The sequence below is a fragment of the Streptomyces sp. CB01373 genome (genome assembly GCF_002803075.1).
Classification (GTDB): Bacteria; Actinomycetota; Actinomycetes; order Streptomycetales; family Streptomycetaceae; genus Streptomyces.
The window spans coordinates 544,438-560,406 of the sequence record NZ_NNBK01000001.1 but is presented as its reverse complement, the minus strand read 5'-3'; the positions used below and the strand labels follow the sequence as shown (position 1 = coordinate 560,406).

The window sequence follows — 15,969 nt, the reverse complement described above, 5'->3', positions numbered from 1 at the left end:
TTCGGCGTGTACGGGGGCGGAGCCGCGGGCCGCCGAAGCGGCCCGCGGGGTGGGTCAGCTGAGGCCGAGTTCGTCGTCGAGGAGCGCGAACATGTCCTCGTCGGACGCCTCGTCGAGGTCCTCTTCCTTCGAGGAGTCGTCGCCGGACGCGTCCGTGCGGCCCAGATCGGCCCACTTGGTCCTGAGGACCTCGATCCGGCCGGTCACCCGACGGTGCTCCTCGGCGTCGTCGAGGCTGAGTCCGGCGATCGCCTTCTCCAGTGCGTCGAGGGCCGAGAGCACCGAACCGGCGCCCGCCGGTTCGTCGGTGACGAGTTGTCCGCGCACGTACCGGACGACGTCGGCCGGCGTCGGGTAGTCGAACAGCAGCGTGGCGGGCAGCCGCAGACCGGTGGCCGCGTTGAGCCGGTTGCGGAACTCGACCGCGGTCAGCGAGTCGAAGCCCAGCTCCTGGAACTGACGCTCCGCGCCGATCGCCGCCCCGTCCCGGTGTCCGAGCACCGCCGCCGCCTGTCCGCGGACCAGCTTGAGCAGCGCCTCCTCCTGTTCCTGCACGCTCAGCCCGGCGAGCTGCCGGGTGAGCGTGTCCGCGGACTGCGCCGCGCCCTGGGCCGCGGCCCGCCTCGCGGGCACCCGGATCAGGCCGCGCAGCAGCGCGGACACCTCACCGCGGGCCCGCAGTGCGGCGAGGTCCAGCCGGACCGGCAGCGCAAGCGCCCGGTCTCCCGCGACCACCGCGTCGAACAGGGCGTGGCCCTGCTCGGCCGTCAGCGGCGGCATCCCGGAACGCGCCAGGCGGTCGGCCTCGGCGTCCGAGAGGGTGCCCGTCATACCGCTGTCCTGCTCCCACGGGCCCCACGCCAGGGACACGCCGGGCAGTCCGTCGGCGCGGCGCCGCGCCATCAGGGCGTCCAGGAAGGTGTTGGCCGCCGCGTAGTTGGCCTGGCCGGCACCGCCGAACACGCCGGCCACGGACGAGTAGACGACGAACGCGTCCAGGTCCAGGCCGCGGGTCGCCTCGTGCAGGTTCCACACCGCGTCCGCTTTGGGCCGCAGCACCGTGGCGAGACGCTCCGGCGTCAGCGAGCCGACCACACCGTCGTCGAGGACACCTGCCGTGTGGACGACCGCCGACAGCGGCCGGTCCTTCGGTGCCGCCGCGACCAGGGCGGCCACGGCCTCCCGGTCGGCGACGTCGCACGCCCGCACGGTGACCTCGGCGCCCATCTCCTCCAGTTCGGCGACGAGCTTGCCCGCGCCGTCCGCCTCAAGACCGCGGCGGCTGGCGAGCAGCAGGCTCCGTACGCCGTGCGTGACCACCAGGTGCCGGGCGAGGAGCCGGCCGAGGCCACCGGTGCCGCCGGTGACCAGGACGGTCCCGGTGGTCCGGAAGACGCCGGACGTGCCGTGCGCCGCGGTAACGGAGGCGGGCTCCGGCTGTGCGGTGCCGGTGTCGAGCCGGGCGAGGCGGGCGGCCACGACCTCGGCGCCGCGCAGCGCGAGCTGCGGTTCCCCGGCGCCGGCCGTCAGGGCCTCGACGAGCCGGGCGGAGGGGTCCGCCGCGGTCGGATCGAGGTCGAGCAGGCCGAAGCAGCCGGGGTTCTCCGTCTGCGCCGACCGCACCAGGCCCCAGACCGCGGAGGCCGCGAGGTCCGCGGTCCCGCCGCCGTCCACGGCGACCGCGCCGCGGGTGACGAACACCAGCCGCGAGGCCGCGAGCGCCTCCTCGCCGGACCACTGCTGCACGAGTGCGAGCACCCGTGCGGTGACCTCCCGGACCGCGCCGGGCAGGTCCGCCCCGTCGGCCGGGGCTCCGGCGACCGGGACGAGCACCAGGTCCGGTACGGCGGCCTCGGAGGAGGCCGGCAGCGCGGCGAGGCCCGCCGCCGTGCCGACCGTGAGTCCGGTGCCGGTGAGGGTGTCGGTGAGGCCGAAGGGGTCGTCCCCGACGACCGTGACCGACGCGGGCTGAGCGGCCCCGGTGTCGGCCACCGGGGTCCAGTCGACGCCGAACAGCGTGTTCTGGTCTTCGCCCGCGGACTTCAGCTGGTCACCGGTGACCGTGCGGGTGACGAGCCGGTCGACGGTGACTACCGGCGCACCGGCCGGGTCCACCGCGTTCACCGACAGCGCGTTGTCGCCCGCGGGTGCCAGCCGCACCCGCAGCGCCGAGGCGCCGGAGGCGTGCAGCGCGACGCCCTCCCACGAGAACGGCAGGGCACCTCCCCCGTCGCCCTCCTCGCCGCCGGTCGCGGCCAGCATCGTGGCGTGCAGCGCGGAGTCGAGGAGCGCCGGGTGCAGACCGAACTCGGCCGCCTCACCGGTGCCCTCCTCGGGCAGGGCGACCTCGGCGAAGAGTTCCTCGCCGCGGCGCCAGGCCGCGCGCAGCCCCTGGAAGAGGGGTCCGTACGCGAATCCGGTGTCGGCGAACGCCTGGTAGCAGTCCTCGGTGTCGAGCGGCTCGGCGTCCCGCGGCGGCCAGACCTCGGTGCCGAGGCCCTGGTCCGGTGCGGTGGCGCCGGATGCCAGGACACCGGCCGCGTGCTGGGTCCACGCCGACTCGTCGGCGCCTTCGAGGCGCGAGTACACGCCGACCACGCGCCGGCCGGAGTCGTCAGGGACGGCGACGGCGACCTGTACCTGGAGGGCTCCCCGCTCGGGCAGGATCAGCGGCGCGGCGAGGGTCAGTTCCTCGACCCGGCCGCAGCCGACCTCGTCGCCCGCGCGGACCGCCATCTCCAGCAGGGCCGTGCCCGGCAGCAGGACGGCGCCCATGACGACATGGTCGGCCAGCCACGGGTGCGAGGTCAGCGACAGGCGACCGGTGAACAACACGCCCTGTCCTGCGGCGAGTTCGACTGCGGCGCCGAGCAGCGGGTGCTCGGCGGAGCCGAGACCGGCGGCCCGGACGTCACCGGTGGCGGCGGCCCGGCCGGTCGGCCAGTACCACTGGTGCTGGAAGGCGTACGTGGGCAGGTCGACGCGGGTGGCGCCGGTGCCGGCCAGCAGATCCTGCCAGCCGCCCCCGATCCCCCGCGTGTACAGCGCGGCCCGGCCCAGCAGTGCGGTCGTCTCCTCGTCCCAGTCCTTGCGGAGCAGCGGGATGGTGACGGTCTCGTCGCCGGTCAGCGACTCCTGGGCCATCGCGGAGAGGACTCCGTCAGGGCCCAGCTCCAGGAACGTGGTCACACCCTGCTCCTCAAGCGCGGCCACCCCGTCGGCGAAGCGGACCGCCTCGCGGACGTGACGCACCCAGTACTGGGGTGAGCACAGTTCCTCGGCCGTGGCGAGGGAGCCGGTCAGGTTCGACACCACCGGGATCCCCGGGGCGGCGTAGGACAGGCCCTCGGCGACGGTGCGGAACTCGTCCAGCATCGGGTCCATCAGAGGCGAGTGGAAGGCGTGGGACACCCGCAGCCGGGTGGTCTTGCGGCCCTCCGCCTCGAATCGCGCGGCCAGCTCCAGTACGGCACTTTCGACGCCCGAGACGACAACGGACGTCGGTCCGTTGAGTGCGGCGATCGACACCTCGTCGGTGAGGTAGGGAGTGACCTCGTCCTCGGTGGCCTGGACGGCCACCATCGCACCACCGGCCGGCAGCGCCTGCATCAGACGACCACGAGCCGCCACCAGACGCGCCGCGTCCTCCAGCGAGAACACCCCGGCGACGTGCGCTGCGGCGATCTCACCGATCGAGTGACCGGCCACGAAGTCCGGCCGCACACCCCACGACTCCACCAACCGGTAGAGCGCGACCTCAACCGCGAACAACGCGGGCTGAGTCCACCCGGTCTCATTCAGCAGACCGACATCCTCACCCCACATCACCTCCCGCAGCGAACCCTTCAACTCACCATCCAGGACAGCGAGGACAGCGTCCAAGGCCTCAGCGAACACCGGGAAACGGCCGTACAACTCACGACCCATCCCGAGCCGCTGCGAACCCTGACCCGAGAACAGCGCCGCCGAGCGACCGGACACCACCGTGCCCGACACCGTCGCCGGATCGGTCGTGCCCGCCGCCAGGGCGGCGAGGGCGCGGACCGTGTCCTCGTGCTCACCGGCCAGCACCACCGCACGGTGGGCGAACAGCGAGCGGGTGACGAGCAGGGAGTGGGCCACGTCGGCCGGACGCGGTGCCGGCTCCTCGGTGACCGCGGCGAGCAGACGGGTGGCCTGGCCGCGCAGCGCCTCCGGCGACTTGCCGGACAGCACCCACGGCACCACCGCGGGCTCCACCACATCCGCCTCCGGCGCGACCGAGGCACCGACCACCGTGCCCTGAATCACCTTCGCAGGCTGCTCCAGGATCACATGGGCGTTCGTGCCACTGATACCGAAGGAGGAGACACCGGCGCGGCGCACTCGCTCCGTCCCGGGCCACTCGGTCTGCTCGGTGAGCAGTTCCACCGCGCCCTCGGTCCAGTCGACGTGCGAGGACGGCGCGTCCACGTGCAGGGTGCGCGGGAGCACGCCGTGGCGCATCGCCATGACCATCTTGATGACACCGGCGACACCGGCCGCGGCCTGCGTGTGACCGATGTTGGACTTCACGGAACCCAGCAGCAGCGGCTGCTCCGCGTCACGGTCACGACCGTAGGTCGCCAGCAGCGCCTGCGCCTCGATCGGGTCACCCAACGTCGTACCGGTGCCATGTGCCTCGACGACGTCGACGTCACCCGCCGACAGCCCGCCGCTGGCGAGCGCCTGACGGATCACCCGCTGCTGCGAGGGACCGTTGGGGGCCGTCAGACCGTTGGAGGCACCGTCCTGGTTGACGGCGGAGCCACGCAGCACGGCGAGGATCTCGTGACCGTTGCGAATCGCGTCCGACTGGCGCTCAAGCACCAGCATGCCGACACCCTCGGACCAGCCGACACCGTCCGCCGAGTCCGAGAACGCCTTGCACCGGCCGTCGGGCGACAGACCCCGCTGACGTGAGAACTCGATGAAGGTGCCCGGGGTGGAGATGACCGTCACACCGCCGGCCAGGGCGAGAGAGCACTCTCCGGACCGCAGCGCCTGCGCCGCGAGGTGCATCGCCACCAGCGACGACGAGCACGCGGTGTCGACGGTGACCGCCGGACCCTCGAAACCGAAGGTGTACGAGACCCGGCCGGAGGCCACGCTGCCCGCGCTGCCCTGGCCCTGGAGGCCTTCGAACTCCTTGCCACCGAGGATGGAGCCGTAGTCGCTGTACATGACACCGGCGAACACACCGGTCGAGCTGCCCCGCAGGCCGGCCGGGTCGATGCCGGCCCGCTCGATCGCCTCCCACGACGACTCGAGCAGCAACCGCTGCTGCGAGTCCGTCGCCAGCGCCTCACGCGGGCTCAGCCCGAAGAATTCGGCGTCGAACTGCCCCGCCTCGTGCAGGAAGCCACCGGAACGGGTGTACGACGTGCCGAGGTGCTCGGGGTCCGGGTCGTAGACCGACTCGATGTCCCAGCCGCGGTTGGCCGGGAACTCCGTGATGGCGTCCGTGCCATCGAGGACCAGTCGCCACAGGTCCTCGGGCGAGGCGACGTCGCCCGGGTAGCGGCAGGCCATGCCCACGATGACGATCGGGTCGTCGGTCGTGGACGGCAGCAGCCTCGCCGGGAGCGCCGTCTCGGTCTCGGCGCCGAAGAGTTCGTCATGCAGATGGTTCGCGAGCGTGGCCGCGTTCGGGTAGTCGAAGACCAGCGTCGCGGTCAGGCGCAGTCCGGTGGCCGCGCTCAGCCGGTTGCGGAGCTCGACCGCGGTGAGCGAGTCGAATCCGGCGTCCCGGAACTGGGCCTCGGCGTCCACCGACGCGGCGTCGGCGTGGCCGAGGACCAGGGCGGCCTGGGTGCGGACCAGGTCGAGGAGCGCCTCCCGGCGTCCCTCGGCCGTGAGCGCGGTCAGGCGTGCCACGAGCCCGTCGGCGGTGACGGTTCCGCCCGCGACCGTGCGCCGGGTGCGGGTCCGGACGAGACCGCGGAGTACCGCGGGCACCTCGCCCTGCGCGGCGAGCGCCGCCAGGTCGAGCCGGACCGGGACGACCAGGGCGGTGCCGGTGGTGTCCTCGGCACCGGACGCGAGCGCCGCGTCGAAGAGGGCGAAGCCCTGCTCGGCCGCGATGGGCGGCATCCCGGCACGCGTCAGCCGTTCGGCCTCGGCGTCCGAGAGGGTTTCCGTCATGCCGCCCGCCTGGTTCCAGGGGCCCCAGGCCAGCGACAGACCCGGCAGGCCGGCCGCACGGCGGTGCTCCATGAGCGCGTCCAGGAAGGCGTTGCCGGCCGCGTAGTTGGCCTGCCCGGCGCCGCCGAGGACGCCCGCCACGGACGAGAACACGACGAACGCGTCCAGGTCCAGACCGCGGGTGGCCTCGTGCAGGTTCCAGGCCGCGTCCGCCTTCGGGCGCAGCACCCGGGCGAGCCGCTCACCGGTGAGGGAGCCGACGACACCGTCGTCGAGGACGCCCGCCGTGTGCACGACCGCGGTGAGCGGGTGCTCCGCCGGGATCCCGGCGACCAGGGCGTTGACGGCGTCCGGGTCGGCGACATCGCAGGCCTGGACCGTCACATCGGCGCCGTGCGCGATGAGTTCGGCGACGAGTTCCGTGGTGCCGGGGGCGTCACCGCCGCGCCTGCTGACCAGCAGCAGGTTGCGGACCCCGTAGGCGTCGACGAGGTGCCGGGCGAACTGCGCGCCGAGGCCGCCGGTGCCGCCGGTGATCAGGACCGTGCCGTCGGACTGCCACGCGGTGGGCGCGGCGGTGTCGGCGGGACGGGCCAGCCGGGCGAGCCGGGCGGCGTGCGGCCGGCCGGCGCGCAGCGCGAGCTGCGGTTCGGCGGATCCGAGCGCCGCGGCGAGGGCGGCGGCGGACTCGGGGGTGCCGTCCAGGTCGACGAGGCCGAGGGCGCCGGGGTTCTCGGTCTGGGCCGAACGGACCAGACCGTGGACGGCCGCGGCGCCGACGTCCCGGGTGTCGGCCACGCCACGCGTCACGAGGACGAGGCGGGCGTCGGCGAGCCGGTCGTCGGACAGCCGGCTCTGGACGGTGTCCAGCACGCCGGCGGTGAGCCGGTGCGCCGCCTCGGAGGCCGGCTCGTCGTCGTGCGAGGCGACGCCGAGGACGACCACGTCCGGCGCGGGCCGGTCCGCGGCGACCGTCGCGGCCACCAGGGCGGCGACGTCCGTGTATGTCCGCACGGTCGTGCCGGCGCCGGTGAGCGCGGCGGCGAGCCCGAGCGGGTCGCCGTCCGTGCCCAGGAGCGCGACGGTCGCGGGGGCCGCCCCGGTTCCCTGGGCGGGGGTCCACTCGACGCCGAAGAGCGCGTCACGCAGCAGCGTGTCGGTTCCTGTGGTGTCGAGTCCGGTGACGCTCCGGGTGACCAGGGAGCCCACCGAGGCGACCGGCGTGCCGGACGGGTCCACGGCGCTGACGGACAGCGTCCGGTCGCCGGTCGGCGTCAGCCGTACGCGGAGCACGGTGGCGCCGGAGGCGTGCAGCGAGACGTCCGTCCAGGAGAACGGCAGTCCGGCCGTGCCGCCGTCGGCGGCCGGGGTCAGCAGCAGGGCGTGCAGCGCGGAGTCGAACAGGGCCGGGTGCAGACCGAAGCCGGCGGCCGTGTTCTCGGTGCCCTCGGGCAGAGCCACCTCGGCGAACACCTCGTCGCCGCGGCGCCAGGCCGCGCGCAGACCCTGGAAGAGGGGTCCGTAAGCGAATCCGGCTTCGGCGAACTCCTCGTAGCACCCGTCGGCGTCGACGGCCTCGGCGCCCTCGGGCGGCCACACGGTGGTGTCGAAGGCGGCGGGGGCCGGACCGCTGCCGGCGGGAGCCAGCAAACCGGCGGCGTGCTGCGACCAGGCGGTGTCGCCGGTGCCTTCGGGACGTGCGTACACGCCCACGACGCGGCGGCCGGCGGCGTCGGGCGCCTCGACGGCGACCTGGACCTGGACGGCGCCCCGCTCGGGCAGGACCAGCGGCGCGGTGATGGTCAGTTCCTCGACCCGGTCGCTGCCGACCTCGTCGCCGGCGCGGATCACCATCTCCAGCAGGGCCGTGCCCGGCAGCAGGACGGTGCCGTTGACGGCGTGGTCGGCCAGCCAGGGGTGGGAGTGCAGTGCCAGGCGGCCGGTGAACAGCACGCCCTCGCCCGCCGCGAGTTCGACGGCGGCGCCGAGCAGCGGGTGCTCGGCGGAGCCGAGACCGGCGGCGCGGACATCGCCGCCGCCGAGCGGGGCCGCGGGCCAGAACCACTGGTGCTGGAACGCGTACGTCGGCAGTTCCGCGCGGCCCGCGCCGGTACCGGCGAACAGGGCGGTCCAGTCGATCCGCAGTCCGCCGGTGTGCAGGCGGGCGAGCGCGGCGACCGCGGTGGCCTCCTCGTCGCGGTCCTTGCGCAGGACCGGGACGGTGACTGCTTCGTCGCCGGTCAGCGACTCCTGCGCCATCGCGGAGAGGACTCCGTCAGGGCCCAGCTCAAGGAACGTGGTCACACCCTGCTCCTCAAGCGCGGCCACCCCGTCGGCGAAGCGGACCGCCTCACGGACGTGACGCACCCAGTACTCGGGCGAGCACAACTCCTCCGCCGTGGCCAGGGAACCGGTCAGGTTCGACACCACCGGGATCACCGGGGCCGCGAACGCCAACTCCTCCACCACAGACCGGAACTCGTCCAGCATCGGGTCCATCAGGGGCGAGTGGAACGCGTGCGACACACGAAGCGTCGTGGCCTTGCGGCCCTCCGCCTCGAACCGCGCCGCGACCTCCAGTACGGCACCTTCCTCACCCGAGATGACCACTGAGGTCGGCCCGTTGACGGCGGCGACCGCCACCTCGTCGGTGAGGTACGGGGTGACCTCGTCCTCGGTAGCCTGGACGGCCACCATCGCACCACCGGCCGGCAACGCCTGCATCAGACGACCACGAGCCGCCACCAAGCGGGCGGCGTCCTCCAGCGAGAACACCCCGGCCACATGCGCGGCCGCAACCTCGCCGATGGAGTGACCGGCCACGAAGTCCGGCCGCACACCCCACGACTCCGCGAGGCGGTAGAGGGCTACCTCGACGGCGAAGAGCGCGGGCTGAGTCCACCCGGTCTCGTTCAGCAGACCGGCATCCTCACCCCACATCACCTCCCGCAGCGAACCCTCCAACTCACCATCCAGAGCGGCGAGAACAGCATCCAGAGCCTCCGCGAACACCGGGAACCGGCCGTAGAGCTCACGACCCATCCCCAACCGCTGCGAACCCTGACCCGAGAACAAGGCCGCGGAGCGACCGGTGCGGGCCGGATCCGAGACGGCCGCGGGGTCGGGCTCGCCCACAGCGAGGGCCGCCAGGGCGCGGGCCGCGGTGTCCGCGTCGGTGGCTAGGACGACCGCGCGGTGCTCGAACAGCGACCGGGCGGTGACGAGGGAGGAACCGACGTCCACGAGCGGGCGGTCGAGGTGTGCCTCGACCGAGGCGAGCAGCTTCGCCGCCTGGCTGCGCAGCGCCTCCGGCGACTTGCCGGACAGCACCCACGGCACCACCGCGGGCTCCACCACGTCCGCCTCCGGCGCCGAAGCACCGACCACGGTTCCCTGAATCACCTTCGCAGGCTGCTCCAGGATCACGTGCGCGTTCGTACCACTGATGCCGAAGGACGACACACCAGCACGACGCACATGCTCCGTCTCCGGCCACGCGGTCTGCTCGGTGAGCAGTTCCACCGCACCCTCGGTCCAGTCGACGTGCGAGGACGGGGCGTCCACGTGCAGGGTGCGCGGCAGCACGCCGTGGCGCATCGCCATGACCATCTTGATCACACCGGCGACACCGGCCGCGGCCTGCGTGTGACCGATGTTCGACTTCACCGAACCCAGCAGCAGCGGCTGCTCCGCGTCACGGTCACGACCGTAGGTCGCCAGCAGCGCCTGCGCCTCGATCGGGTCACCCAGCGTCGTACCCGTACCGTGCGCCTCGACGACATCCACGTCGCCGGTCGAGAGTCCGCCGCTGGCCAGCGCTTGGCGGATGACGCGCTGCTGGGACGGGCCGTTGGGGGCCGTCAGGCCGTTGGAGGCCCCGTCCTGGTTGACGGCCGAGCCACGGACGACCGCGAGGATCTCGTGACCGTTGCGGATCGCGTCCGACTGGCGCTCAAGCACCAGCATGCCGACCCCCTCGGACCAGCCGACACCGTCCGCCGAGTCCGAGAACGCCTTGCACCGGCCGTCGGGCGACAGACCCCGCTGACGGGAGAAGTCCACGAAGACTCCCGGTGTCGACATCACGGTCACACCGCCGGCCAGGGCGAGCGAGATCTCACCCGAGCGCAGTGCCTGCATGGCCCAGTGCATCGCCACCAGCGACGACGAGCACGCGGTGTCGACGGTGACCGCCGGACCCTCGAAACCGAAGGTGTACGAGACCCGGCCGGAAGCCACGCTCGGTGAAGCGCCGCTGCCCTGGAAGCCCTCGAACTCGGGGCTTGCCAGCATCGCGCTGTAGTCGCTGTACATCACGCCGGCGAACACACCGGTCGCACTGCCCCGCAGGCCGACCGGGTCGATGCCGGCCCGCTCGATCGCCTCCCACGACGACTCAAGGAGCAGACGCTGCTGCGAGTCCGTCGCGAGCGCCTCGCGGGGGCTCATCCCGAAGAAGCCGGGGTCGAACTCCCCCGCCTCGTGCAGGAATCCGCCGGAACGGGTGTAGGCGGTGCCGGGGTGGTCGGGATCCGGGTGGTACAGGTTCTCGACGTCCCAGCCGCGGTTGGTGGGGAAGCCGGAGACGGCGTCGGTGCCCTCGGTGACCAGGCGCCACAGGTCCTCGGGCGAGGCGACCCCACCCGGGTAGCGGCAGGCCATGCCCACGATGACGATCGGGTCGTCCGCCACGGCCGCCGTACCGCGCTTCACGACCTCCGCCGCGACCTCGGTGCCGAGGAGCTCGTCCAGGATGAAGTCGACCAGGACCTCGACGGTCGGATAGTCGAACACCATCGTGGCGGGCAGGCGCAGTCCGGTGACCCCGTTCAGGCGGTTGCGCAGTTCGACCGAGGTGAGGGAGTCGAAGCCGAGGTCACGGAAGGCACGCGCGGGGTGGACAGCCGTGGCGTCGGCGTGGCCGAGCACCAGGGCGACCTGGCCGCGGACGAGGTCCACGAGCACTTCCCGTCGCTCGACCGCGTCCAGGACGGAGAGCCGGTCGCGCAGACCGGTCGCCGTCGCCGAGCCCGCGACCGCCGCACGGCGCGAGCGGCCCCGGATCAGCGAACGGAGCAGCGGCGGCACTTCGCCCTGACCGCGCAGGGCGGGCAGGTCGAGCCGGACGGGGACGAGCGCGGCGTCGTCGGTGGACAGCGCGGCGTCGAAGAGGGCCAGACCCTGCTCGACGCCGAGCGGGGGCACTCCGGAGGCGGCGAGCCGTTCGAGCTCCGCGTCGGAGAGCGTGTCGGTCATGCCGCCGGTGCCGGTCTGCTCCCAGGGGCCCCAGGCCAGCGACAGACCCGGCAGGCCGGCCGCACGCCGGTACTCCATCAAGGCGTCCAGGAACGCGTTGCCCGCCGCGTAGTTGGCCTGACCCGCATTACCGAAGACACCGGCAACCGACGAGAACACCACGAACGCGTCCAGATCCAGACCACGCGTCGCCTCATGCAGATTCCACGCCGCGTCCACCTTCGGACGCAACACGGCCGACAGCCGCTCCGGAGTGAGCGAGGCGACCATCCCGTCGTCCAGCACACCCGCGGAGTGCACCACCGCCGACACCGGATGCGCGGCCACCAGCTCGGCAACCGCCGCACGATCCGTCACATCACACGCCACGACCGCGGCCCGCGCACCCGACTCCGCCAACTCCGCGACCAGCTCGACCGCACCCGCGGCCTCACCACCACGACGACTGACCAGAACCAGCTCACGCACACCATGCACGGCCACCAGATGACGCGCCAGCACCGCACCCAGACCACCGGTACCACCCGTCACCAACACCGCACCCTCCCCGCCAAACACGGAGACCGCCTCGGTGGAGGGAGCGGGACGGCGCACCAGACGGGCGGCCCTGAGGTCGTCGCCGCGCACGGCGAGCTGCGGCTCATCGCCCAGGAGGGCGGCGAGCGGGAGCGGACGGGTGGTCTCGGGGTCGAGGTCGATCAGGCCGAAGCAGCCCGGGTTCTCGGACTGGGCGGAACGCACCAGGCCCCAGACCGCGGCGGCGGCCGGGTCATGGCCGGTGGTCGCGCCCCGGGTCACGAAGACGAACCTCGTGGCGGCGTGGCGCTCGTCCTCCAGCCGGGTCCGCACCAGTTCCAGCACGTGCCGGGTGAGGGCGTGGGTGACGGCCGGGGTGTCGGCCGCCTCCTCGTGCTCCTGGGCGGCGACGGGCAGCAGCACCAGGTCGGGCAGCTCGGCGTCGTCCGTCAGGGACGCGCGCCGGCCGATCTCGGTGCCGGCCGCCCGCAGGCTCTCGACGAGCCCGAAGGGGTCCTCACCGACGATCTCCGCCGTCGGCTCCGCGGACTCGGCCGGGGTGACCGGGGTCCAGTCGAGGCGGAACAGGGAGTCGCGGACGAGTGCCGCGGCGGAGCTGAGCGCCTCCGCGGACACGGCGCGCATGGTGAGCGCCTGAACGGCGGCCACGGGGGCGCCGGTGGTGTCGGCGACGGCCAGGGTCAGCGTGCCGTCGGTGTCACGGGCGAGCCGGACGCGGACGGACGAGGCGCCGGAGGCGACCAGCGAGACGCCGTTCCAGGAGAACGGAACGCTGCCGGTCGTGCCGTCACCGGTCGGGGCCGCGAGCCATGCGGCGTGCAGGCCGGCGTCGAGCAGCGCCGGGTGGAGGCCGAAGCTCTCGGCGTCCTTCTGTGTGCCGTCAGGCAGCGTGATCTCGGCGAACACCTCGTCGCCGCGGCGCCAGGCGGCCCGCAGGCCCTGGAACACACGACCGTAGGCGAAGCCCTCGGCCTCGCGTGCCTCGTAGAAGCCGGTCAGGTCGACGGGCTCGGCGTCCGCCGGCGGCCACGCCGTGGCGTCGAACGTCGCGGCGGCCGTCGGGAGCCCGGTGGCGAGGACGCCGGTGGCGTGCTGGGTCCAGGGGGCGTCGGTGGACCGCTCCGGACGCGAGTGGATCGTGACGGTCCGGCGTCCGGCGGCGTCCGCGGCGCCCACCCGCACCTGGGTGCGGACCGCGCCCTGCTCCGTGAGGACCAGCGGGGCGGCCAGGGTGAGTTCCTCTACGTGGTCGCAGCCGACCTCGTCACCGGCACGGAGCGCCAGCTCCAGCAGAGCGGTGCCCGGCAGCAGGACGGCGCCCATGACGGCGTGGTCGGCGAGCCAGGGGTGCGAGTTCAGCGACAGGCGCCCGGTGAAGACCAGGCCCTCGCCCTCGGCGAGTTCGACGACCGCGTTGAGCAGCGGGTGGGCCGCCGCGGTGATACCGACGGAGTTGACGTCCGTCGCACCACGCTTGCCGGTGGGCCAGAACGGCCGGTGCTGGAAGGCGTAGGTCGGCAGGTCGACGACACGGGCGCCGGCCGGGGCCAGGAAACCGGCCCAGTCGACGCGGGCGCCGGTGGCGTGCAGCCGGCCGAGGGCGGTCAGGGCGGCCGTCTCCTCGTCACGGCCCTTGCGCAGGACCGGGATGGTGACGGTCTCGTCGCCGGTCAGCGACTCCTGCGCCATCGCGGACAGGACTCCGTCAGGGCCCAACTCCAGGAACGTGGTCACACCCTGCTCCTCAAGCGTGGCCACCCCCTCGGCGAAGCGGACCGCCTCGCGGACATGACGCGCCCAGTACTCGGGCGAGCACAACTCCTCCGCCGTCGCGAGGGAGCCCGTCAGGTTCGACACCACCGGGATCACCGGGGCGGCGTAGGACAGCGTCTCGGCGACCGTGCGGAACTCGTCCAGCATCGGGTCCATCAGCGGCGAGTGGAAGGCGTGGGACACCCGAAGCCGAGTGGCCTTCCGGCCCTGCGCCTCGAACCGCGCCGCCAGCTCCAACACGGCACCTTCGGCACCCGACACCACAACGGACGCGAGCCCGTTGACGGCGGCAACCGACACCTCATCACTGAGGTACGGGATGACCTCGTCCTCGGTGGCCTGGACAGCCACCATCGCACCACCGGCCGGCAACGCCTGCATCAGACGACCACGAGCCGCCACCAGACGCGCCGCGTCCTCCAGCGAGAACACCCCGGCGACGTGCGCTGCGGCGATCTCACCGATCGAGTGACCGGCCACGAAGTCCGGCCGCACACCCCACGACTCCGCGAGGCGGTAGAGGGCTACCTCGACGGCGAAGAGTGCGGGCTGAGTCCACCCGGTCTCATTCAGCAGACCGGCATCCTCACCCCACATCACCTCCCGCAGCGAGCCCTCCAACTCACCGTCCAGGACAGCGAGAACGGCATCCAGAGCCTCCGCGAACACCGGGAACCGGCCGTACAGCTCACGACCCATCCCCAACCGCTGCGAACCCTGACCCGAGAACAGCACCGCACGACGGCCCGACGTGACGGTTCCGGTGGTGACGGAGGGGTGGGACTCGCTGTCGGCGAGAGCGGCCAGGGCGCGCACGGTCTCCTCGTGCCCACCGGCCAGCACCACGCCCCGGTGGGCGAACAGCGAACGCTGGGTCGCGAGGGAGAGCGCCACGTCGGCCGGGCGCGGTGCCGGCTCCTCGGTGACCGCGGCGAGCAGACGGGCGGCCTGGCCGCGCAGCGCCTCCGGCGACTTGCCGGACAGCACCCACGGCACCACCGCGGGCTCCACCGCGTCCGCCTCCGGCGCCGAAGCACCGACCACGGTTCCCTGGATCACCTTCGCAGGCTGCTCCAGGATCACGTGCGCGTTCGTACCGCTGATGCCGAAGGACGACACACCAGCACGACGCACGTGCTCCGTCTCCGGCCACTCCGTCTGCTCGGTGAGCAGTTCGACGGCACCGGCGCTCCAGTCGACGTGCGAGGACGGCTCGGAGATGTTGAGGCTGCGGGGCAGCACACCGTGCTGCATCGCCATGACCATCTTGATGACACCGGCGGCGCCGGCCGCGGCCTGCGTGTGACCGATGTTGGACTTCACGGAGCCGATCAGCAGGGGCCGGTCCTCCGGGCGGTTCTGCCCGTAGGTGGCGATCAGGGCCTGGGCCTCGATCGGGTCGCCCAGCGTCGTACCCGTGCCGTGCGCCTCGACGACGTCCACGTCGCCGGTCGAGAGTCCGCCGCTGGCAAGGGCCTGGCGGATGACGCGCTGCTGGGACGGGCCGTTGGGGGCCGTGAGGCCGTTGGAGGCGCCGTCCTGGTTGACGGCGGAACCGCGGACCACGGCGAGGACGCGGTGGCCGTTGCGGATCGCGTCGGACTGCCGCTCCAGGAGGAGCATGCCGACGCCCTCGGACCAGCCGACGCCGTCCGCCGACTCGGAGAACGGCTTGCACCGTCCGTCCGGGGCCAGGTTCCGCTGCCGGGAGAACTCGACGAAGGTGTCCGGGATCGACATGACGGTGACACCGCCGGCCAGGGCGAGCGAGCACTCTCCGGCCCGCAGCGCCTGCGCCGCGAGGTGCAGGGCGACCAGCGCCGACGAGCACGCGGTGTCGACGGTCATCGCCGGGCCCTCGAAGCCGAACGTGTACGAGACACGGCCGGAGGCGATGCTCAGCGCGCTGCCCTGGCCCTGGAAGCCCTCGTACTCGGCGCCGTCGAGCACGGTGCCGTAGCCGCTGTACATGACGCCGGCGAAGACGCCGGTGCGGCTGCCCCGCAGGGTGACGGGGTCGATGCCGGCCCGCTCGACGGCCTCCCACGACGACTCGAGCAGCAGGCGCTGCTGCGAGTCGGTGGCCATCGCCTCACGCGGGCTCATGCCGAAGAAGTCGGCGTCGAAGTCCGCGGCGTTGTGCAGGAAGCCGCCGGAGCGGGTGTACGACGTGCCGCTGTGGGCCGGGTCCGGGTCGTACAGCGAGTCGATGTCCCAGCCGCGGTTGACGGGGAAGTCCGA

At 73.2% G+C, this 15,969-nt stretch carries 1 protein-coding gene (only partly in view); it reads right to left on the bottom strand.

Annotated elements, in window-relative coordinates:
• Positions 1–54: 54 nt before the first annotated feature.
• A protein-coding gene (locus CG719_RS02145) for a type I polyketide synthase (protein ID WP_100566706.1) crosses the window boundary here: on the bottom strand, positions 55–15,969 show its 3' portion. Its footprint extends 16,812 nt past the window's final position; the window shows 15,915 of its 32,727 coding nt (coding positions 16,813–32,727); its start codon lies beyond the right edge, outside the window; it ends in the stop codon at positions 55–57.